Annotated in this window: 17 protein-coding genes and 1 pseudogene; 6 read left to right on the top strand and 12 right to left on the bottom strand. The window is 39.0% G+C overall.

Annotated elements, in window-relative coordinates:
- Nucleotides 1–77: 77 nt before the first annotated feature.
- Nucleotides 78–1043, bottom strand: a pseudogene (glsA, locus tag RIV7116_RS36815) (glutaminase A); the annotation flags it as partial.
- A gap of 801 nt (nt 1044–1844) precedes the next feature.
- Between glsA and RIV7116_RS04845 the strand changes: the two are divergent.
- On the top strand, nt 1845–2084 hold the full coding sequence (locus RIV7116_RS04845; RefSeq protein ID WP_015117151.1) for a hypothetical protein: 240 nt from the start codon (nt 1845–1847) through the stop codon (nt 2082–2084).
- A gap of 36 nt (nt 2085–2120) precedes the next feature.
- Here the strand turns inward: RIV7116_RS04845 and RIV7116_RS04840 are convergent, their stop codons facing one another.
- The 3 genes from RIV7116_RS04840 to RIV7116_RS04830 all read right to left on the bottom strand — a co-directional run bounded on the left by RIV7116_RS04840 (nt 2121) and on the right by RIV7116_RS04830 (nt 5576).
- Nucleotides 2121–3698 (bottom strand): bifunctional ADP-dependent NAD(P)H-hydrate dehydratase/NAD(P)H-hydrate epimerase, encoded by a 1578-nt coding sequence (locus RIV7116_RS04840; RefSeq protein ID WP_015117150.1) that lies wholly within the window; start codon nt 3696–3698, stop codon nt 2121–2123.
- Between the two features lie 138 nt (nt 3699–3836).
- Nucleotides 3837–4580, bottom strand: a complete 744-nt coding sequence (locus tag RIV7116_RS04835; protein ID WP_015117149.1) for an SPOR domain-containing protein — start codon at nt 4578–4580, stop codon at nt 3837–3839.
- Nucleotides 4581–4841: 261 nt separating this feature from the next.
- Nucleotides 4842–5576, bottom strand: coding sequence for a hypothetical protein (locus RIV7116_RS04830; RefSeq protein ID WP_015117148.1), 735 nt, complete (start codon nt 5574–5576; stop codon nt 4842–4844).
- Nucleotides 5577–5825: 249 nt separating this feature from the next.
- Between RIV7116_RS04830 and mnmA the strand changes: the two genes are divergently transcribed.
- Nucleotides 5826–6878, top strand: coding sequence for a tRNA 2-thiouridine(34) synthase MnmA (gene mnmA / locus RIV7116_RS04825; RefSeq protein ID WP_015117147.1), 1053 nt, complete (start codon nt 5826–5828; stop codon nt 6876–6878).
- A 300-nt stretch (nt 6879–7178) separates the two neighbouring features.
- On the opposite strand, the gene RIV7116_RS04820 is transcribed toward mnmA, so the two are convergent.
- The 5 genes from RIV7116_RS04820 to rppA all read right to left on the bottom strand — a co-directional run bounded on the left by RIV7116_RS04820 (nt 7179) and on the right by rppA (nt 12313).
- Entirely contained in the window at nt 7179–7505 is a 327-nt protein-coding gene (locus RIV7116_RS04820) for a hypothetical protein (RefSeq protein WP_015117146.1), read from the bottom strand.
- A 333-nt stretch (nt 7506–7838) separates the two neighbouring features.
- Nucleotides 7839–8342: a hypothetical protein gene (locus RIV7116_RS36810; protein WP_015117145.1), complete on the bottom strand. Its 504-nt coding sequence runs from the start codon at nt 8340–8342 to the stop codon at nt 7839–7841.
- 146 nt (nt 8343–8488) lie between these two features.
- Nucleotides 8489–9604 (bottom strand): trypsin-like peptidase domain-containing protein, encoded by a 1116-nt coding sequence (locus RIV7116_RS04810; RefSeq protein ID WP_015117144.1) that lies wholly within the window; start codon nt 9602–9604, stop codon nt 8489–8491.
- A gap of 547 nt (nt 9605–10151) precedes the next feature.
- Nucleotides 10152–11435 carry a cell wall metabolism sensor histidine kinase WalK gene (locus RIV7116_RS04805; RefSeq protein WP_015117142.1) on the bottom strand — a complete coding sequence of 428 codons (1284 nt, stop codon included), beginning with the start codon at nt 11433–11435 and terminating at the stop codon, nt 10152–10154.
- A gap of 203 nt (nt 11436–11638) precedes the next feature.
- Nucleotides 11639–12313 carry a two-component system response regulator RppA gene (rppA, locus tag RIV7116_RS04800; RefSeq protein WP_015117141.1) on the bottom strand — a complete coding sequence of 225 codons (675 nt, stop codon included), beginning with the start codon at nt 12311–12313 and terminating at the stop codon, nt 11639–11641.
- Nucleotides 12314–12445: 132 nt separating this feature from the next.
- Between rppA and RIV7116_RS04795 the strand changes: the two genes are divergently transcribed.
- From RIV7116_RS04795 to RIV7116_RS04780, 4 genes are all read left to right on the top strand, one after another.
- Nucleotides 12446–12850 carry a hypothetical protein gene (locus RIV7116_RS04795; protein WP_015117140.1) on the top strand — a complete coding sequence of 135 codons (405 nt, stop codon included), beginning with the start codon at nt 12446–12448 and terminating at the stop codon, nt 12848–12850.
- A 204-nt stretch (nt 12851–13054) separates the two neighbouring features.
- Nucleotides 13055–14233, top strand: coding sequence for a sulfate adenylyltransferase (gene sat, locus RIV7116_RS04790; RefSeq protein WP_015117139.1), 1179 nt, complete (start codon nt 13055–13057; stop codon nt 14231–14233).
- Nucleotides 14234–14348: 115 nt separating this feature from the next.
- On the top strand, nt 14349–16559 hold the full coding sequence (locus RIV7116_RS04785) for a caspase family protein (protein WP_015117138.1): 2211 nt from the start codon (nt 14349–14351) through the stop codon (nt 16557–16559).
- Between the two features lie 144 nt (nt 16560–16703).
- Complete coding sequence (locus RIV7116_RS04780) at nt 16704–17096, top strand: hypothetical protein (RefSeq protein WP_015117137.1); 393 nt, start codon at nt 16704–16706, stop codon at nt 17094–17096.
- Nucleotides 17097–17336: 240 nt separating this feature from the next.
- Here RIV7116_RS04780 and RIV7116_RS04775 read toward each other — a convergent pair whose 3' ends face one another.
- The 3 genes from RIV7116_RS04775 to RIV7116_RS04765 all read right to left on the bottom strand — a co-directional run bounded on the left by RIV7116_RS04775 (nt 17337) and on the right by RIV7116_RS04765 (nt 20838).
- Nucleotides 17337–18209, bottom strand: a complete 873-nt coding sequence (locus tag RIV7116_RS04775) for an S-methyl-5'-thioadenosine phosphorylase (RefSeq protein WP_015117136.1) — start codon at nt 18207–18209, stop codon at nt 17337–17339.
- A 285-nt stretch (nt 18210–18494) separates the two neighbouring features.
- Nucleotides 18495–19577: a photosystem II q(b) protein gene (gene psbA, locus RIV7116_RS04770; protein WP_015117135.1), complete on the bottom strand. Its 1083-nt coding sequence runs from the start codon at nt 19575–19577 to the stop codon at nt 18495–18497.
- Between the two features lie 229 nt (nt 19578–19806).
- Nucleotides 19807–20838, bottom strand: a complete 1032-nt coding sequence (locus tag RIV7116_RS04765) for a hypothetical protein (protein ID WP_015117134.1) — start codon at nt 20836–20838, stop codon at nt 19807–19809.
- Nucleotides 20839–20850: the final 12 nt, after the last annotated feature.

The raw sequence follows: 20850 nt of genomic DNA, 5'->3' as shown, positions 1-20850 counted from the left end.
GGGGTTTGCGGACTTGTTGAATCAACAAAGTGGATTTTCCGCTGTGGTTGTGGGGAAACTTCCTTATTATCCGTAGTAAAAATATGTAATCCAAATTTTTCAGAAAGCGCTTCAAAAACTTTGACTCCCCTCTTACTTTTTTTACGCTCATCCAGGGGAGGAGAAAATACAGCTATCCCCATTTGATTGGGAACAACCCCGATGATTGCACCCGATAAACCACTTTTTGCCGGTAAACCAACTTTATATGCCCACTGACCTGAAAATTCATACAGACCGCAGGTATACATAATACTCAATATATCTTTGACATATTTTTTATCTATGGCTCGCTCTCTGGTCATCGGATTTAAACCTTTGTTGGCTAAAGTCGCCGCCATCACCGCTAAATCATGACAGTTAATTGTCAAAGAGCATTGTTGAAAATACAGATTAATAATGTCATTAATATTGCCTTCTATTAAATCAAAATTGAGCATCATGTAGGCGATCGCTCGGTTAAGATGGTCGCTGGTTTTCTTAGAATTAAATATTGCCGAATCAATAGATACATTCCTACCTATGTATCGTCGAAACATCTCAAGCAAACGATTGTAACGCTTTTGTGCATCAGAACCTTTGATTAAACTTGTAGTGACAATTGCACCAGCATTAACCATTGGGTTGTAATGCCGCCGGGATATTTCCTCTGGCTCCATTATCGAGTTGAAAGGTTCTCCAGTCGGTTCTACACCAATACGTTCGAGAACGTAATCTTTTCCCCAATCCTCCAAAGCCAATCCATAAACAAAAGGCTTAGAAATTGACTGGATGCTAAATTCTTGAGTTGTATGACCGATGTCGAAAACTTTACCATCTACATCAACCGCACAAATTCCAAACCAATCCGGATTCGCCTTAGCCAACTCTGGTATATTCTGTGCAACTGTACCTTCATTAAGGGATTGATAAAAGCAATATATATCTTCAAGAAAACTCGTCAACGCTGGAGTGATTCCTTTATCAGAAGCATTTAACTGTGGAAAATTCTTGATATCGGTCATATCGCATTTAGAAAAGTTGCACTATACCTTAGTTTCAACTATTTCTATCACTAGTTGCAGTATTGAAGCTCACAAAGCTTGAAAAATATACCTATTTAAACTCAAAGGTTAAAATTATAATCCCCTACTCATGGTTCTTAACTACTCGCTGCTAAGAAGCAGCTTAGAAAAGCAATTATAACTAAAGAAGCGCCAATCCGTTAAAAAAGATGGCGCTTCTTTAAATATATTCAGAGCCTATATATAAGCTGACTCCGCTGAATTAAGAGTTATTAACTTAAATATATATTTTCATATAAATAGCAATTTTCGATACTTTTTTAGATTTTCTTTAGAATTATAAGTTATGATTTTCTAACATTTTGACATTACCAATAAAGCTCCGTTAGCTGACGGGGCTTTCATTTGGGTGATTACGAGCTTGATAAATTTATCGCATACACTCAATACTCAATACTAATAAATAAAAAGCGTTAACCATTATAGAATCCTGGTTAGCGCTTATTTACTATATTCAAGGATCTTATATAAGCTATCCTCGTTTAAAACTTAAAGGTCTTTGAAGTAAGCGACCTCATGAAAATTGATTTATGTAACCGAATGTTTAGATTCTCATCGAATGAGTAAAGTATTGCAACATTTAAGATTTTCTTTAGATTTAAGCCTTAATATTTTCTTTAGATTGTTTAACCCGCCTGCATGATAAATAGCATTCGAGATATGTATCTGAGTTTGTTTAAAAATTAAGTGTGGGTTGGTGATAAGAATGAAATATTTTATTTAGATTTGGGTTGATAAGCTATGTTAGGACTTAGAGAACGAGCAGTTACAATGCGTCATGTCTGGTCGGTGATTGAAGAAACCGAAACAAAGACAATTTTAAGTTTGAATGATACAGACTTGATTGGACAGTTGCTCGGCAAGCTAGAAAGCAGAAAGCTGCTGAGCGGCGAGCAGATTAAAGAAATGAGTATATATATTAGTTCGCGAGTCCCATTAATTCGGGATTTAGCTCACTCGCGCATGGTGTGTAATTCTTAAGATTTAAAAAATCGTACAAATGTCTTGGCTTGAGAGTTATTTCTTAGTAGAGGCTACAACGGGCATAAGATATTTTGTCAGAGTGAAAGCATCTACACCTAGTTGAGTCCGTTCTTGGGCAGCTAAAATACCTGCTTGAGCGTGCCACCATGCAGCAGTTGCAACCGTTGTTTCTACAGGTAAATTTCGCGATACCGCTTGCGCCATTAATCCCCCGAGTAATCCAGTTAACACATCACCACTACCTCCACGAGCTAGTGCTGGGGTGCTTTGAGGATTAATCCAAACGCAACCTTGATGATTTGCAATGGCAGTTCTTGAACCTTTTAGCAGAACGATTGCACTAGATTGTTTCGCGGCTTCTTGTACTGCCAATATTCTATTTTTATTAACATTGTCGATATTAGGGAATAAGCGTTGAAATTCGCCAGCATGTGGGGTAAGTATGGTTGATGCTTGCCGTTTGTGTAAAGTTGGCAGAGTTCCCATATTCGCGAGAATATTTAAACCATCAGCATCTAAAAGTAAATCTTGAGAACAATCTAATATTTTTCGTACAACTGAATCCGCATCTACAGTTATACCAGGACCGCAAGCAATCGCATCAAAGCTATTTAAATCCTTATTACCGGGTAATTTTAGTTGAGCGATCGCGCCGCTCTCAGTTTCCGGGCAGCCAATAATTATAGCTTCGGGCAAATGTGAAATCATTGTGGCAGCAAGAGACTGCGGTACGGCAATAGAGAGCAGTCCCACACCAGAAGCACGCGCTCCCAAACCAGTCAATATTGCACCTCCCGAATAACGACGAGAGCCGCAAACCAGCAGTAAATGACCTTCTTTATATTTGTGAGTAACCTGTTGACGGGGTAAAGGTAGAGTCGAAAGTGCAGTCGCTGTAGTAATGCGTTTGATTTTAGGAAATTCCCCTAGTACAGCTTGCACATCTGTATATTGAATATCAAAATCGATTAATTCAGCTTCACCGATATATTCTAAAGCTTGGTCTTCGAGTAAACCTAATTTCCATAAACCCAAGCAAAAAGTATGGGTTGCGCGAATCCCTACTCCTAGAATTTCTCCGGTATCTGTATGTAAACCAGAAGGTACATCAATGCTGATAATTGGTTTATTCCATTGATTAAGTTGATTAATGGCACCTGCAATCGGTTCGGTAATATCTCTTTCTAAACCGAAACCAAATAAACCATCAATAAAAAAATCGCAATCTTGCAGCGGTTGAATGGATTCATAGCAAGGAATATCCAAACTACGGACAAATTGTAGATGCTGCGAAGTTAATTCTTTTAACTTAGAAATCGGACAATAAACCTTTACTTTATACCCGCGAAAATGCAACTCGCGAGCAACCACTAAAGCATCACCCCCATTATGCCCGGGACCTGCGAGGATTCCCAAGGAGGGGGAAAAGGGAGAGCAGAAAGAATATTCCCCTTGTCTTAGAATCTCTTCAGTTCGACAAGTAATCAGTCCTGCTACTTTTTCCATCAAAGCAGCTACAGGCATTCCTGCCGCAAAAATACGTCCTTCAATATCCCGCATTTGGGCTGCGGTAACTGCGACTCGGGAAATTAATTCTCGGTTATCAAACATTAATCAGTGAGCAGTAAACAGTGAGCAGTGAACAGTGAGCAGTGAACAGTCCCCAGTTAGGAGTTACTAGTTACCAGTTAAAATTCTACCTTCTCCTAATGCCCCGATGCCCTATGCCCTATGCCCCATTCCCAATTTCTACTTTCCGTAATAAACTCTAGCGTTACTTAATCCCAAAGAACGTAAATAATAGTTCCATTGTTCTGCTTCTAAACGCTCGCTAAAAGGTCCAACTGCTATGTGATGCCCTCTGGGGGATTTTCTTCTTTGATAGTAAAGCGAGCTTCCTACTGCACTTTGCCTAATTTTATTTTCGATTTGAGATAGTTTCTTAGACCTTCCTGGAATGGCAACGTAATAATGTTTTTTCCTCTGGTTATTATCTCTAGGAGGAGTAGGATAATTTCTGTAATTAGGATCGTTGGGAAACTTAGGTATCTCTGCTACAGGATTCTGGCTTTCGATACGGGGATTGAAACCTCTACGCTGCAACTCTTGAGCCATTTGTTGGGCATTATCTAGACGATTAAATTTTCCAACTTGAATAACAGAAGGTTTTTGAGGAGGTATAAAAGCATCAGAAGCAACCGAGCGTACTTGTTGGAGGTATCCAGAATACAGGTTATCTACAATCACTAAGTAGCTTGCGTAATTTGATGAATAATTGCCGAAATTCTGATTGTTTGAACTGAATGGGGAAACAAAATCTGCTTCTGGGTTGTACCTTTGGGAAGCATACCCTGGTGGTAATTGTGCAACTATTTGAGATTTACTAGGAGTTTTCGCTTGTATCGGTGTCATTGAAACAAGCCCTAAGAAAACTGCTGATAAGGAATATGTAAAGAAACCAGGTTGAATCAGGCTATGTTTTAGATTAAACATAGTGGTACTCTTCTAATTTAGGATTAACGATTTTGGGGAAAATTGAGGAGGCGAATTTTAGCTTGCTCAAACTTTCCCGCACCAGATTCTAAATCGTTCCCATGAATAACCAAGGTAGCCTAGATTATAGTCCTGTAAAGAATTTAAGTTTTTAGATTATTAGTTGAATATAGAATTTTGTGCACCTGGGATTGTTCCCTTTTGTTAGGGGATTTTTCTACAATGCCAAATCCACAGTAATAATCATCACTATTACATGTCTTATTTACCGTAATAAACTCTAGCGTTATTTAATCCCAAAGAGCGTATGTAATAATTCCACTGCTCGGCTTGTAAACGTCCAGCAAAAGGTCCGACTGCAACATGAGGACCTCTAGGAGCATTCTTTACAGCAACTCCGACGCTTTGTCCCCCAGCACTTTGCCTAATTTGGTTTTCAATTTGAAATAATTTATCAGGTTTATCTGGAATCGCTACATAATAATATTTAATTCTTTTTTGGCTTCTATTATTATTTCTAGCAATAGGATCGGATACATTCCCAGGATTAGAAAAATCCCCACCATAAGAATTCGCGATTTCTCTTCCAGTAGTTCGACTGTAGATACGAGAACCAATACTGTAAGCTTGTAACTGTCTAATTCTTTCTTGAGCGTTATCTAAACGTCTGAAGACTCCTGCTTGAATAACAGAACGTCCTATAAAGTCACCTGCAAAAGCAGTAGGTTCCACAAGACGTACTCGTTCGAGCAATCCAGAATCCGTGTTATCTACAATTACCAAGTAGCTTTCAGAATTTGGATTGTATTGAGAATTAAAATCGAATTCACTTTGAGCATATTGTGTTTGTGCTAATTTTTGAGGTCTATTAGGAGTTTTGGCATCTGCTGGTGCAATGGGAATAAGCGTTAAACAGCTTCCTAGGAATGAATAGGTAATTAAAGAAGTAAATCCTGCAAGAGAAGGTCTAATTAAGTTGGGAAGTTTATTAAGCATGGTAGCGCTGGTTAAATTTAAGATTTGAGATTTTAGATTATTCTTATGACTAAACTATTTAGTCAGGATTAAATGACTTCAGATTTCGGATTTTAAATTTTAAATTTTAATTTATCTCTCTGAAATTAAAAATGTATCTTTGGTAACGTTTTGTAAATAATAATCTAGAAAGTGAAATTAGCTAAGTAAACCATAGTAGCAATCAAAGGGTGTTAACTTAGAAATAACAGCCTAGCAAGTTATACGGATATGGAAAAAGTCGTAGTAGGTCTTTCCGGTGGCGTTGACAGCTCTGCCGTAGCTGCAATTTTGCACCATCAGGGCTATGAAGTTATTGGTCTTACCCTTTGGCTAATGAAGGGAAAAGGTCAATGTTGCTCTGAAGGTATGGTTGACGCTGCTCATATCTGCGAACAACTGGGCGTTCCCCATCACGTTGTTGATATCCGCGATGTCTTTCAAGCCAATATTGTAGATTATCTAGTAACTGGTTACAGTGCTGGTGTTACGCCCTTACCTTGTTCGCAATGCAATAAAACTGTAAAGTTTGGTCCCATGCTCGAATATGCGCGGGAAAAATTGGGAAGCAATAAAATAGCTACAGGACATTACGCTCGGATAAAATGCAACGAAACCAGCGGACGTTACGAACTTCTACGTGCATTCGATCGCAACAAAGACCAGACATATTTTTTATACGATTTGTCGCAGGAATTACTCGGTGGTTCGATATTTCCTTTAGGAGAAGTAGAAAAATCGGAAACCCGTCGTATTGCTGCTGAATACAAGCTGCAAACAGCCGACAAACCAGAAAGCCAAGATTTATGTTTGGTAGAAAGCAACGGCTCGATGCGTGCTTTTTTAGATAAATATTTGGCTCCCAAAAAAGGCGAAATTGTAGACGCTGAAGGTAAAGTGTTGGGAGAACATGATGGCGTGCATCACTATACTATCGGACAGCGTAAAGGATTGGGGATTGCAGCCCCACAACCTTTATACGTAATTGGTTTGGATGCAGGAGCAAACCGGGTAATCGTTGGCGATCGCACTACAGCAACAAACCCAGAATGTAATGTAGCGCGGGTAAATTGGGTATCAATTGCCGAACCTACAAGTCCGATTCGTGCAGAAGTACAAATTCGCTATCGTTCGCAACCAGTACCCGTCACCGTAATTCCTTTAGAAAACTCTCGCGTCAGAATCGTATTTGACGAACCCCAATTCAGCATTACCCCCGGACAAGCAGCCGTATGGTACGACGGCGAAAAAGTCCTCGGTGGTGGAATAATTGAACGGTTTTAACAGTGAACAGTGAACAGTGAACAGTTACTGTTATTAAGAAACCTGGTTTTTTGAAAGAACCGGGTTTCTTTATTATCAAACAAATCATAATATTATTTGCCCGCAACCTGGAAGGCTGAGGTTATGGCAACAAAGCCTACCGTAAACTAGGCTGAATTTGGCACATTTTTGTATAGAAACGGTATAACCACTAACTACTAACTGAAAAAAAAAGACCCGACTTCTGTGAGAAATCGAGTACATTTGAGAGTATTTCTAGGGAGATTGATAACGTTGTAAAAAGTTAGTTCTTAGATTAAGTTAGTTGGAACGATAAATTGCTTTTTTTTGCTCCTTAGCGACTTGCATTATTTCATCGATTTGAGTTTGTTGCTCTTGGGAAAGATTTAAATTAGCTACAACAGAACGCATTTTTTGTCCGTCTTCTACAGCGCTTTGGAATTGTCCTTGTTGCTGCGGTGTTAAGACTTCTTCAACTTGAGAACGAGCATTATTTTTAACTTGTTCTACTTGAGTGCGTTGTGCTTGAGTTAAATTTTTCTTGTCCCCACAAGCATTTGCAGCTAAAGGAAGTGCAAGAGTAAAAATAGTAGATGCAGCCAAGATTGGCATTAATTTAGACTTCATTTTAAATGCCTCAAATCTTTGTTTTAAGTTTGATTATTTTTAGTATGATTTAACAATATGACATCAATATGACAGAATAAATAAAAGGTCAAAGGTCAAAGGTTAAAATCAAAATTAAAAGCTAATAACTAACAACTAATAACTAATCACTAATAACTAATAAATAATCAATAAAAAACCTCTGCTAAGTAACGATTAGCAAAGGTGATTCTGCAAGGAAACAGTTTAGATTGTTAGAACGGAAAATGTATCGTTGATAATTTTATTGAATCATTTAGGAAAAAGTTGTCATGGTAAACATTTACCTTTGACCTCTAACCTTGAACCTTATCACTATCTATCGCGCTCTAAATCATAAATGACTTTCTCTACTACCCAATTAATTGATTTTCCAGGATGACTTTGCTTGATTCCAGCAACTAATCGATTCGCTGTTCTGCTATCGCCGCCTACTAACCTCAGTAACTCTTTTCTCAATCGCGGATTTGCTTTTTCTATTGAGACATCTTTGCGACGACTACCGTATTGAGCCGATAATGTTTTATTTCGTAATTTGAGGCTCCAAATTAAGCCTGCGCTACCAGCACCAATTGCTGCTAAACCTAAGATTGTGGTGTTGTCACTAATTTGATTACCAACGTTTTCCGAAGAAACATCGGCTGTAAAGACTACGGGTTGAAATTTACTATTGTTTTGTAGGGGTAATGTTCTTTCTTGAGGAACATTTGATATTGAGCTTTCTACTTTTCCAAATGCAGGTGCAACCCTTAATGATAAAGTCAGTAAACTGCTAACGATGCCGGTACTAACAATAGCTATAGCATCAAAGCGTTTCATGTCTATTTAATACTCCTTGAAGTTGGTTATTGAAATTTGGAATTTTCCGTTAGTTATTGCAACTTACTGTTGGTGCGTGACGCTCTTGCCAAAACATTGATTTATTTTTCGTGCATATCTAAAAGCGTCACACAGCCTAGAATTAATTAGCCTTGAGAAACGGGGAATTGTCCGGGTTGAACGCGGATATTTACATTTCTACCGCCGCGATTAACTGCTACTTGCACGTTACCGCCGACTGATGTTTTTTCTACCGCTAATTGAACTTCGTCTGCGGTTTTTACCGATTTACCATCAATTTGTTGAATTACATCTCCTGCCCGTAAACCTGCTCTAGCTGCGGGAGAGTTACGAGCAACGTCTACAATCACAATACCTTGATTGGTAGATAACCTTAAACCTAGTTCGCGACTTAAGTCTTCTTTCAAATCTGAAGTTAAATTAGTCATGCGAATTCCTAAGTAAGGATGCGCCACTTTCTCACCAGCAATCAACTGACTGGCAATCTGCTGAGCTTTATTAATGGGAATAGCAAATCCTAAACCTTGGGCGCGCCCAATTATCGCGGTATTGATACCAATAACTTCACCGCGCTGATTTAATAAAGGTCCGCCAGAATTACCGGGGTTAATTGCTGCATCGGTTTGGATGAAGCGAACTCGTTTGTCAGCAGCACCAATTACTCCACTAGAACGCCCCGTACCGCTGATGATTCCAGCAGTTACAGTGTTGTCCAATCCCAAAGGATTACCAATGGCGATCGCCCATTCACCAGGTTTGAGATTTTGGGAATTACCCATCTCTACTGTCGGTAGGTTATTCGCGGAAACTTTCACCACAGCAACGTCGGTTAAATCGTCTAAACCTACAACTTCACCCATTAAGTTGCGTCCATTACCTAAAGTAACTCGAACTTTAGAAGAACCTTTGACTACGTGAGCATTAGTAAGGATGGTACCGTTGGAATCAATGATAAATCCAGAGCCGATTCCGCTAGACTGCCTCGAACGTCTTCCTCTACTAGAAGTACGAGTCGAATCGATTCGCACCACCGCAGGACCTGTTTTTTCTACCGCAGTAGCGATAAAGTTATTGGGAACAGCTTGGCTGGTATTTCCCGGTACTTGAGCGATTCTTAACTCTTCTTGCTGTTGTGAAGCTTCAGTTGGCAATAACTGAGTTACGGGTAAGGTAAAAGCAGCGCCTGCAAAGAATACAGATAAATAAGCTAGCGATTTTGGAAAGGATAGTTTGTTACTCATAGTTTTGGGTGTTAGTGGCTAGTAGTTAGTTGTTTTAGAAGATTTAATAGGAGTTTTTCTTGTTAATCTTAGTTTTACAGCTAAATATGACAGGAATATGTCAGATTATTCTTTATTAAGGCTGAATACAAAATTAGATAAAATCGTAGTTATTAGTTTAGGTAGTCTAGTTACTAAGAAGATAGATATTCCTAGTAACCAGAAACATAGTGTGTGTGTGGTTGGGAGAAAAGGTTAGATATCCGTGGAAAGGTAATTGCTATTGGTTGCTAACTCGTTTCTTTACCCGATAGCTTTAATATTGCAGGTAAATATGACATGAATATGTCAAAGTTAAAAATTCAAGTTTGTATCTCGTCTGCACCAAGCCTAGAAGACTAGCGTTACAAAAATAAAGCTCGTCTACAGGGGCTAAAAAACTATTTTTCCAGATGACAACTTATATACATAAAAATATACATGTTGCTTTAATGATTTAGCCTATTTCAACGGTGAGCTTTGTTTGTGTAGCCCTAAACTTATAGTCTGAGGCTTAATTAACGGCTAACTATGACATCTTCCTCAAAGGTAAACAAACTTGAAAAATTGTTCCTTCACCAACTGTACTTTCTATAGAAATTTCACCCCCGTGAGCTTTGACTATTTGTTGGGCTATAGCCAATCCCAAACCGAAACCGCCAGAACTTCGAGTACGCGAGCTATCTACTCGATAAAATCTCTCGAAAATATGCGGCAAATCTTCAGCGGGAATACCAATTCCACTATCAATTACTTGAATGGATATTCGTCGCAGTTGAGTAAACATCTTTAGCTCAACCATCCCTCCTTGAGGAGTATATTTACAAGCATTATCTAATAGGTTTTTTAAAGCTTGCTGTAATAAATCTGGGTCGGCAAATACTGTTACTTCTTGAGATGGGAGTTCGGCAATTATACTTAATTCTTTTTCTTCAGCAATTAATTGATATTCTTCTAATAAATTATTCAAAAAACTCACAATTTCCACACTCTTGAAATCTTTGGGATTTAAACGTCCCTCATGTCTGGCCAAAAATAATAAATTACCAATCAGAGCGCTCATTGATTTAGAAATATCAACGATATTTTCCAAACGTTGGCGAGGAAGTTCGCTATTATCTTCGGGTGCGAGCAAACCAACTTGAGCATTACTTAAAATCGCTGCAACCGGCGCTCGTAATTCGTGAGAAGCATCAGCAGTAAAACGCTGTAACTGCTCGTAAGAGCGTTTCGTCGGCTTCATTGCTACTCCACCCAAAAACCAGCCAACAATTCCCACTATACCTAACGTACTCGGAACTCCCACAGATAAATATAATCGTAATTTCCTCAAATTATCTCGAATCGGTTGTAGAGATTTAGCAACAATTATATAGCCGATTTGTTTGTTACCGTTTTGAAATGGCGATGTTATTTGACGCAGCGATAGTTGTTGAGAATTAGCTAGATACTGATTACTTTTAACAGTTTGAAACCCTTGTCTAATTGATTTTGTTGGCGGACAAACTGAATCGTTGATTGTTAAAGGTCTCGCTGAATTATCATACCAACAGGTATATTCAAATTGTGGCGGAAGCATTTCTGAAGAAGACGTAAGCGGTATATCTTCATAATTAATTCGATATTGTCCTTTTTCTAAAGAATATTTGAACTTGAAAACATAGCTTTGAGCTTCGTCTTTCAAATTTTGGTCAAAAACGCGCAGCCGTTCTCTAACCAATAAGAAATAAATTACAAAAGCAAACGTAACTAAAATTCCACCCATTGTTAGGGTGAATAAGTAAGCTAAACGGCGACGACTACGAGTTAGCATCAGTTGTCAGTTTTCAGTGGACAGTTGTTCACCCGGAGGGTGTGGATCGTCAAAGAACAGTGTTAGCGTTAGCCGAGCCTGTCCCAGAGGGACATACAATTAGCAGCCACCAGTTAGCAATTAAGGGTTAAGAATTCAAAATTATTTTCTTGTTCCTTAACTCCTTGTCTCCTTATTCCCTTGTCCTCACACATCACATCTCTTCAATTCGGCGGATTTAAACGATAACCCATACCGTATATCGTTTCCAAACAATCCTTTGCACCTACTGATTCTAAACGCTGTCTTACTCTTCGTACCAAAGTTGTCACAGCATTACTCTCTGGTTGGGTGCCCCATTCCCAAAGAGTATCTTCAATTTGTTCGCGGGACAAAACCTGGTTGGGATGACGCATTAAATATTCCATTAACTGGAATTCGCGAGTTGATAGCTTGGCTTTTGCTTCTCCTCGCTTCAAAGTTAAAGTATTTAAATGCAATTGTAAGTCTTCGAGTTTGAGAATATCGCCTTGCCAAAGTGGCGATCGCCTTCCTAATGCTCTTACTCTAGCTAATAATTCGATTACGTCAACTGGTTTTACTAAGTAGTCATCGGCACCGGCATCTAAACCGGTAACTTTATCGTCAGTAGTGTCCTTAGCAGTGAGCATTAATACGGGAGCAGTTTTTCCTGCTTGTCGATACTGATGGCATAATGCCACACCTGTTACATTCGGTAACATCCAATCTAAAATTAATAGATCGTATTCTTTTTGAGTAATCAGCCACTGTGCCGTATCACCATCTTCAACTGCATCAACAATATGTCCCACTGCTGATAAAGCCGCATGTAAAGGCTCCAACTGTCTCGCATCATCTTCTACAAGTAGAATTACCATAATTACAGTTAACAGTTAACAATTAACAATTAACAATTAACACTTATGAGATGCAACTATTAAGTTAAAAATACTCCATCAAAAACTAAAAAACGCTATATATAGACTGCTAACTGCTCACTGTTGACTATTATGACTTCAAGAAACCTTTCTCCTGGATGGCTAAAATTTATTAAATCTGTGGGAATAGAATTTTGGTTGCCGTTACCACTTTTAGGACTAAGTTTTTGGTTTGTTGGCGGATGGTTAACCGAACAGACTTTATCACGTCCATCAAAAAACCTGACTCAATTAAAAACTACTCAGCCAGATTATGGAAAAAAAATTGCATTGATTAAAGTTGAAATTTATCCTCAGCAAGGTATTTCCTTGGTAACAGTAAAGAAAGCAGAAAATAAAATCAGTACGAGATATACGAAATCTCAAATTATCTTAAACACTACACATATCCCTTCTGTGGAAGCAAAAATCAGCAACGAACTTGGAATAAGTCGCGAACGCTTGAGAAATAAATTACGCTACCGATGGGAACAATGAGGAGTTATTTGATAGGACTTTCGCTATTACACCAGGAATTACATTCCTACTTAGGTAGCATCTTTTTAAATCATTTTCCCATCCCCACGCCCAATACCCATTCTCCATTCCCCAATTCATTTAAAAGCGCGTAGATATACCCATTTCTTGGTAAGTTATTCATAGCTTTAAAAAGTTGCAGTTAAGAATACGCAAGGAGATACGTTGAGTAATAATCTCGATGCTATTGCCGCACATGGCGGACAGTTGATAAATCGCATCGCTTCACCAAAGCAAAAACAAGAATTTATTTCAAAAGCTGATACTTTACCCAAAGTCGAACTTGACGAGCGAGCTGTTTCCGATTTGGAAATGATTGCGATCGGGGGTTTTAGTCCGCTGACTGGTTTTATGAACGAATCGGACTATAAGCGGGTAGTTTCAGAAATGCGTTTGGCTTCGGGAATTGCATGGGCGATTCCGATTACGCTTTCAGTAACTGAGAAAGTCGCAAATTCTTTTAAGAAAGGCGATTTAATCCGTTTGGATAACTCTAAAGGTGAATTTATTGGGGTATTAGAATTTTCGGAAAAATATAATTACGATAAAAAACAAGAAGCAATTAATGTTTATCGCACCGACGAAGATAAGCATCCCGGCGTAAAAGTTGTTTACGATCAAGGTGCGGTAAATATCGCTGGTGATGTGTGGTTATTGGAACGTAAGGAAAATGCACAATTTCCTAAATATCAAATAGATCCAGCCGAATCGAGAAAAATGTTTAGGGAAAAAGGTTGGAAAACTATTGTTGGTTTCCAAACTCGTAACCCCATCCACCGCGCTCATGAGTATATTCAGAAATGCGCTTTAGAAACTGTTGATGGTTTGTTTTTGCATCCTTTAGTGGGAGCAACAAAATCAGATGACATTCCGGCTGATGTGCGGATGCGCTGTTACGAAATCTTATTAGAAAATTATTATCCAGATGATAGAGTAATTTTAGCGATAAATCCGGCAGCAATGCGCTATGCTGGACCTCGCGAAGCAATTTTTCATGCTTTAGTTCGGAAGAACTATGGCTGTACTCATTTTATTGTCGGACGAGATCATGCTGGCGTAGGTGATTACTACGGTACTTACGACGCACAGCACATCTTTGATGAATTTGAACCGGGAGAATTAGGCATTATCCCGATGAAGTTTGAACATGCTTTCTACTGCACCCGCACTAAGCAGATGGCGACTGCAAAAACTAGCCCCAGCAAGAAAGAAGAACGGATTCATCTTTCTGGAACCAAAGTACGAGAAATGCTGCGTCGAGGAGAATCACCCCCAGCAGAATTTTCTCGCCCAGAGGTTGCAGCGGAGTTAGTACGTGCCATGCGAGTTCCTGTTGAAGCGTAAATTAGAAGCATAATTAAATCTTTTGCTTCCAAAACCGTATAAGCTATAGCTTTACATAATCGAATTCAGCCCTTTAATCTGATAGCTAAGGATTTGAGGGTTGAGGGGTTAATTTATGAAGCGGCGAATCTTTTTAAAACGAATAGGCTCTATTTTGGCGGTATTGGGAGTTACCGAGTCATCATGGTGGACGCAAGCTAGCCGTCTGCAACAGGCGCTAGCCGATAATAATCCACGCAAGTTGGCGTTATTGGTAGGCATCAATCAATATCCGCAAATTCCCGCACTTAAGGGTTGTCTGACGGACGTGGAACTACAAAGGGAGCTTTTAATTCATCGCTTTGGCTTCCAACCGTCAGATATTCTGTGTTTGACAAACAAGCAAGCAACTAGACAAGGCATTGAAAATGCATTTGTCGAACATCTAGGGAAACAAGCTAAACCCGGTGATGTGGTTGTCTTCCATTTCAGCGGTTATGGCAGTCGGATTAAAACAAAAAGTTTACTGGGTGGGATGGAAAATGCTTTAATTCCCGTCAATGGAACTAAAATTATCGAAGATTCCGAAAAAATTGCTAACTATTTATTAGAAGACACTTTATTGCTGTTAATGCAGTCATTAGCTACCGAACGTGCTACAGCAATATTAGACACTAGTTATTACAAACCCAGTATTTCCCAACCAACGGGATTAAGAAGTCGTTCTTGGAAAGCACCTTTAGAAGGACTATTTTTAGCTGAAGAAGTCGAATTTCAAAAGCAGCTAACAAAGAAAATTGCTGCCGATAAGTTGAGCGTTTTGCTTGCATCTAGTTCAAGTTCAAAAGATTTGGCACAAGAAATTATCTTTTCTGATTTTAGTGCGGGTTTATTTACCTACGCTTTAACACAATATCTATGGGAAACCACTAGTGCCAAAACTATTCAAATAAGTTTATCTCGCGTCGGAAGTTCCATGCTGTCTTTGGGTAGCTTTCAAGAACCAGTTTTACTTGAGAAGAACAATCAAACCAAGCCTCTGATTGAGAAGAATGTATTATCAAAGCCAATTGCAGGAGCAGATGGAGCAGTAACTTCTGTAGAAGATGACGGTAAAACCGTTCATTTGTGGTTGGGAGGAATACCGCCGCAAGTACTGGAATATTATGGAGTCAATTCCAAATTTACTTTTTATTCGGCACAATCACCTTCAACCGCACCTTTGGTGTTACGCAGTCGCAATGGTTTGAAAGCAAAAGCAACATTAAAGCAAACCAAAAATAAGCAAATAATTCCAAAAGTTGGGGGGCTTGTAAGAGAAACCATTAGAGTTTTACCCAAAGATATTAGTTTAAAAGTTGCCCTGGATGACGTTAGTTTAGAACGAATTGAACGAGTTGATGCGACAAGTGCTTTTGCTTCTATTGAGCGCGTTGGTAGCGTGATTGCGGAGGAGCAACCAGCCGATTATTTATTTGGTAAGCTGCCAGAAACAGAAGTTCCCGACACGGAAGTTAATAATTCAATGGCGATGTCGTCTTCAAGTCGCTATGGTTTATTTACTTTGGGAGGAGAGTTAATTCCCGATACTCTCGGAGAAGAAGGAGAAGCATTAAAAGTCGCAGTTTATCGATTAGCTCCTAAACTAAAAACTCTTTTAGCAGCTAAATTGTGGAAGCTGACTCAAAACGAAGGAAGTTCGGGTTTGAGCGTCAAAGCAACTTTGGAAGTAATTAACAAGAAACTGCCCCGTACTTTAATGCAGCGTCAAACAAGGCGAACATTAGGTATGGAAACATCTGGAAAGAAAACACAGGATATTTCTTCTCTAGGAATCCCTACAATATCTACTGGTAGTAAAGTACGCTATCGAGTAGAAAATACTGGAGATAGACCGCTGTATTTAATTTTACTGGGATTAAATAATAGTAAGAATCCAATAGCTCTTTATCCTTGGTATAAAGATGAAGAATCAGAAGAAAACTCCAGCAAACCAGAACTTCAACAGGTAATTATTCCTCCAGGACAATCACTGATAATACCTAAAACAACTGCTGGTTTTGAGTGGGTAATGTCGGGACCAGATTTTTGGTGTGAAACTCAAATGGTTCTTAGCACCGCACCTTTTACTCAAACTTTAGCAGCCCTCGAAGAAGGTAAACACTCTACAAGAGAAACTCACCGTATTTCACCGTTATTAAATCCTTTAGAAGTCGCAGAAGCGCTTTTACAAGATTTGAGTCAAGCCAGTATAAAGAAAGATGAAACACAAAATCTATCTGATGATTCTTGGGTTTGGAATGTTAACAATTGGGTAGCTTTTAACTTCGTATTCCAAGTTGTTTGATTGCCTAAAAGTTCAAGACAGGTGTATTCAAAACAACTAACAAAGTCGAGAAATCTAGATATATTACAAATGTAGTGACCGATTATACGGTCACTTTTGTTGTATCGGAATTTTTATTGTAAATCACCTGATTCTTAAGCTGTTATGAAATTTAAAAATCAGCTGACGCTTGCTCTGTTAACTATTTTTATATCTATTAGTACTGCGACTGCTCAAACTCAACTCGAACCGTCAATAGTTAATCAACGAGTAGAAAAATTAGAAAAACTTCAGCAAGAGAAAGAGATAAGAGATATTGTTCAAGATGAAGTTTCCCGTAGTGTTGGTGATAGATTTGAGCGCACTACAGGCTTATTAGATGCGAATTTAAGTTTACTCAATTTTTGGCTGATAGTAGCACCGGTGTTGGTAACTATTGCCTTTATATTCTTTCGTCAAATGATACTTAAGGAATGGGTTTCCCATACCAAGAAAGAATTAGAAGCGGAGTTAAATGCAAAACAAGAAGATATCAAAATTAAACTACAAAATATATAAGATACAAAAAGCCAAGAAATAAAAAAACTCATTAATGAGGAAGAGCAGGAAATGTACAAAGATTTATACAAAAATTTAGATGACATCAAGGAAGAATCATCATTAAGGATTCAGACAGGTTTAAAAAGTTGATTAACGATTAGGGAATTGGGCATTGGGAGTTAGGAATTAGGAATTAGGAGTTATGAGTTGAAAATTATACCCCCTCTTCCCCATCTCTCCATTACCCATTACACATGCTTAGAAATACTTCTGCAACAAAAATTTTAATTTTTCCTTCGTTTTAGCTGGTGCTTTATCTAAAGGTGCCAAAATTGCGTATTTCAAAGCCGAATGTGCATCACTTTGTGGCGGATTTTGGCTTAGACTTTTTACCGTTTCTTGAATTACCTTTTGGGCGTTGACGGCGTTTTTTTGTAAATTACCAACTATCATTTCTACAGTTACACTATCATGATCGGGATGCCAGCAATCGTAATCCGTCACCAAAGCCAAGGTTGCATAAGCAATCTCCGCTTCTCTGGCTAACTTAGCTTCGGTTAAATTCGTCATGCCGATAACTGTCGCATCCCAACTCCGATAAAGGTTAGATTCCGCTTTTGTAGAAAAAGCTGGCCCTTCCATACAGACATAAGTACCGCCGCGATGTAAACTAACATCGGGAAGATTGAGAGACGCGATCGCCGAAGCTAAAATACCAGCTAAATTATTGCAAACTGGGTCGCCAAAAGCAATATGAGCAATTATTCCTTCACCGAAAAACGTAGAAACCCGATTTTTGGTTCTGTCAATAAATTGATTCGGTACCACCATATCCAGCGGTTTTACTTCTTCCTTCAACGAACCCACCGCAGAAGCTGAGATGATATACTCCACACCCAACTTTTTCATAGCGTAGATATTAGCGCGAAACGGTAATTCCGAAGGTAATAAAGTATGATTGCGGTTGTGTCTGGGTAAAAAAGCAACTGATGTACCATCTAAATTCCCAACAATAAAAGCATCGGAAGGTTTACCAAATGGAGTTTCTACTTCAATTTCTTCAATATCTTTGAGCGCATCCATCTTGTATAAACCGCTGCCACCGATAACCCCTATTCGAGCCTGAGTCATTACAATTTCCCGTAAATTTAAGTCATATCGTGGTTATTGTACTGGAAATTGGGCATTGGTAATGGGTAATCGGTAATTGGTAAGGGGTGATAGGTAATCAACCTTTAACCTTTGACCTTTTAAATTTTTAAATAATACATCTTAATAAAGCAATTCAACAGGAAAGTTTATCTCTTTCATAATTAAATATAAGAAAAATAAAGCAACAAAAAATGCCTCCCGATTGCTCGGAAGGCATTTTTTATGTAGAGACGTAAAATATCACGTCTCAAAATTATTCAATTATTAACCGTTGATTGCGGGAGCGCTAACTGCAACAGGAGCAGTTTCACCAGCAGCTAAATCTAAGGGGAAGTTGTGTGCATTTCTTTCGTGCATTACTTCCATACCCAAGTTAGCTCTGTTCAATACATCAGCCCAGGTGTTTACAACTCTACCGCTAGAATCGATTACAGACTGGTTGAAGTTGAAACCGTTCAAGTTGAACGCCATGGTGCTGATTCCCAAAGCGGTGAACCAGATACCTACTACAGGCCATGCAGCTAAGAAGAAGTGTAAGCTACGGCTGTTGTTGAAGGAAGCGTATTGGAAGATTAAACGACCAAAGTAACCGTGAGCAGCTACGATGTTGTAGGTTTCTTCTTCTTGACCGAATTTGTAACCGTAGTTCTGAGATTCGGTTTCGGTTGTTTCACGTACCAAAGAGGAGGTTACCAAAGAACCGTGCATAGCACTGAACAAAGAACCACCAAATACACCAGCTACACCTAATTGGTGGAAGGGGTGCATCAAAATGTTGTGCTCAGCTTGGAACACGAACATGAAGTTGAAGGTACCGGAGATACCTAAAGGCATACCGTCAGAGAAAGAACCTTGTCCGATGGGGTAGATCAAGAATACTGCGGTTGCTGCTGCTACTGGAGCAGAGAAAGCAACACAGATCCAAGGACGCATACCCAAGCGGTAAGATAATTCCCACTCACGACCTAAGTAGCAAAATACTCCAATTAGGAAGTGGAAACATACCAACTGGTAAGGACCACCGTTATACAACCACTCATCTAGAGAAGCTGCTTCCCAGATTGGGTAGAAGTGTAAACCGATAGCGTTAGAAGAAGGAACAACTGCACCAGAGATGATGTTGTTTCCGTAAATCAAGGAACCTGCAACAGGCTCGCGGATACCATCGATGTCAACAGGAGGTGCTGCTACGAATGCGATGATGAAACAGGTGATTGCAGAGAGTAGGGTAGGAATCATCAAAACACCAAACCAACCGATGTATAAACGGTTATTGGTGCTTGTAATCCATCCACAGAACTGCTCCCACGCTGAAGCGCTTTCGCGTCTTTGTAATGTGGTTGTCATGGTTCGGATAATTGCGTTTGTCTTATTTATAAATTAGGTCTTTCAACCTATGTACTTATACTAAAACAAATATTTCAGTTTGTAAAGCTTTTTCAGAAATAATTTGTAATCAATGCTGCATTATACAATTAGAGCATCGGCTGGGAAGTATTTACAGCAGGGCATACAGATGATTCACAATAAATAAAAATTATTAAAAAATAAACTCTATATATTGAGAGTAGATGCATCAATCAAGTTTAAGATTTGATAATGCTTGTTCAATATCAAGGGTCAAATACTTATCTAGAGCCATATACATCCAATAAAGAGATACCTGTGAATCTTGACCAGTTTCCTGAAAACCCATCGCTAATGCAAGGCTTTGAGCAAATGGATCGATCGTCAAAGTATACAAATCGCAAAGATTGGGAAAATCTGCTTGCATATTAATGAGAGTTTCTCGGGCATCTTCTAATAATTGATGTAGGCTGCTGTGCTGTAGGTAGGCAGAATCTATTCTAAAGCTGCGGATAAAAAGAGAAGTGCAATCTTCATCTCCTGCTTCTGCCATTTCAAAAGGGTCTATCTGAGAAGCAGTACTTAAATGTAAACTTTTGCTTGGTGGTAGAAAAAAGTTTTCCTCAGATTCGGAAGCTACAGGATAAAGAATGCAAACACCAATAGGATGTTGAGTATCGCAACGACGCAAAACCCGCATTCCTTTAGAATATTTTTTAGCCCAGTTACGAAGTTTCCGAGCTATTATTTGGGGCACAGCGGTGGTTTTTTTGTTCATCCAATCGTATTGCCGAGCTAAAAAAGTCGCAACGGGTATAGTATCGGTACGGGGATTAAAGTTATCGGTGACAAGCTCTACTGGTTCGGCAACTTGTGCAGACTCATTAATATCTGACAATGGAGAGCAAATACGAATACATATGTTATTGCCATCGAATTCCTTTTCGATAAGTCCCAAAGCCACCAACTTATCAATCATCATTCCCGCAGCACGTTCGCTACCTCTATCTTGTTCTGCATAAAATAGTTCGTTAGCTTCTCGATGAGTACAGGCAACAAAACCTTCAGGTAAATCGAGTTCCGTTACAGCTTTGCTTACAATTCCTAATTCTTGGTGCTGTTTGAGTAATAAATAAGCCCACAACTTTACAAAACATTCGGCTCGACGACGGGTTAAACCAACTTTGCCTTTCAAAAGAGCAACATATTTAAGCTGATGTTCTACACCAAAAAAATCATCAATAGTGTCTAAATGCTTCACGGCAGAACTCCC

Origin of the sequence: Rivularia sp. PCC 7116 (assembly GCF_000316665.1) — a bacterium.
GTDB lineage: Bacteria > Cyanobacteriota > Cyanobacteriia > Cyanobacteriales > Nostocaceae > Rivularia.
The sequence above is the reverse complement of the archived record's forward strand: the minus strand, read 5'-3'. Positions and strand labels throughout refer to the sequence as shown.

What these genes read in the sequence shown, in the direction of transcription:
- RIV7116_RS04780 (WP_015117137.1), top strand. Translation starts at nt 16,704, where the DNA reads ATGAAATTTAAAAATCAGCTGACGCTTGCTCTGTTAACTATTTTTATA.
- RIV7116_RS04805 (WP_015117142.1), bottom strand. Translation starts at nt 11,435, where the DNA reads ATGCTAACTCGTAGTCGTCGCCGTTTAGCTTACTTATTCACCCTAACA.
- RIV7116_RS04840 (WP_015117150.1), bottom strand. Translation starts at nt 3,698, where the DNA reads ATGTTTGATAACCGAGAATTAATTTCCCGAGTCGCAGTTACCGCAGCC.
- RIV7116_RS04795 (WP_015117140.1), top strand. Translation starts at nt 12,446, where the DNA reads ATGACTTCAAGAAACCTTTCTCCTGGATGGCTAAAATTTATTAAATCT.
- mnmA (WP_015117147.1), top strand. Translation starts at nt 5,826, where the DNA reads ATGGAAAAAGTCGTAGTAGGTCTTTCCGGTGGCGTTGACAGCTCTGCC.
- RIV7116_RS04835 (WP_015117149.1), bottom strand. Translation starts at nt 4,580, where the DNA reads ATGTTTAATCTAAAACATAGCCTGATTCAACCTGGTTTCTTTACATAT.
- RIV7116_RS04775 (WP_015117136.1), bottom strand. Translation starts at nt 18,209, where the DNA reads ATGACTCAGGCTCGAATAGGGGTTATCGGTGGCAGCGGTTTATACAAG.
- psbA (WP_015117135.1), bottom strand. Translation starts at nt 19,577, where the DNA reads ATGACAACCACATTACAAAGACGCGAAAGCGCTTCAGCGTGGGAGCAG.
- RIV7116_RS04830 (WP_015117148.1), bottom strand. Translation starts at nt 5,576, where the DNA reads ATGCTTAATAAACTTCCCAACTTAATTAGACCTTCTCTTGCAGGATTT.
- RIV7116_RS36810 (WP_015117145.1), bottom strand. Translation starts at nt 8,342, where the DNA reads ATGAAACGCTTTGATGCTATAGCTATTGTTAGTACCGGCATCGTTAGC.
- RIV7116_RS04820 (WP_015117146.1), bottom strand. Translation starts at nt 7,505, where the DNA reads ATGAAGTCTAAATTAATGCCAATCTTGGCTGCATCTACTATTTTTACT.
- RIV7116_RS04785 (WP_015117138.1), top strand. Translation starts at nt 14,349, where the DNA reads ATGAAGCGGCGAATCTTTTTAAAACGAATAGGCTCTATTTTGGCGGTA.
- RIV7116_RS04810 (WP_015117144.1), bottom strand. Translation starts at nt 9,604, where the DNA reads ATGAGTAACAAACTATCCTTTCCAAAATCGCTAGCTTATTTATCTGTA.
- rppA (WP_015117141.1), bottom strand. Translation starts at nt 12,313, where the DNA reads ATGGTAATTCTACTTGTAGAAGATGATGCGAGACAGTTGGAGCCTTTA.
- RIV7116_RS04845 (WP_015117151.1), top strand. Translation starts at nt 1,845, where the DNA reads ATGTTAGGACTTAGAGAACGAGCAGTTACAATGCGTCATGTCTGGTCG.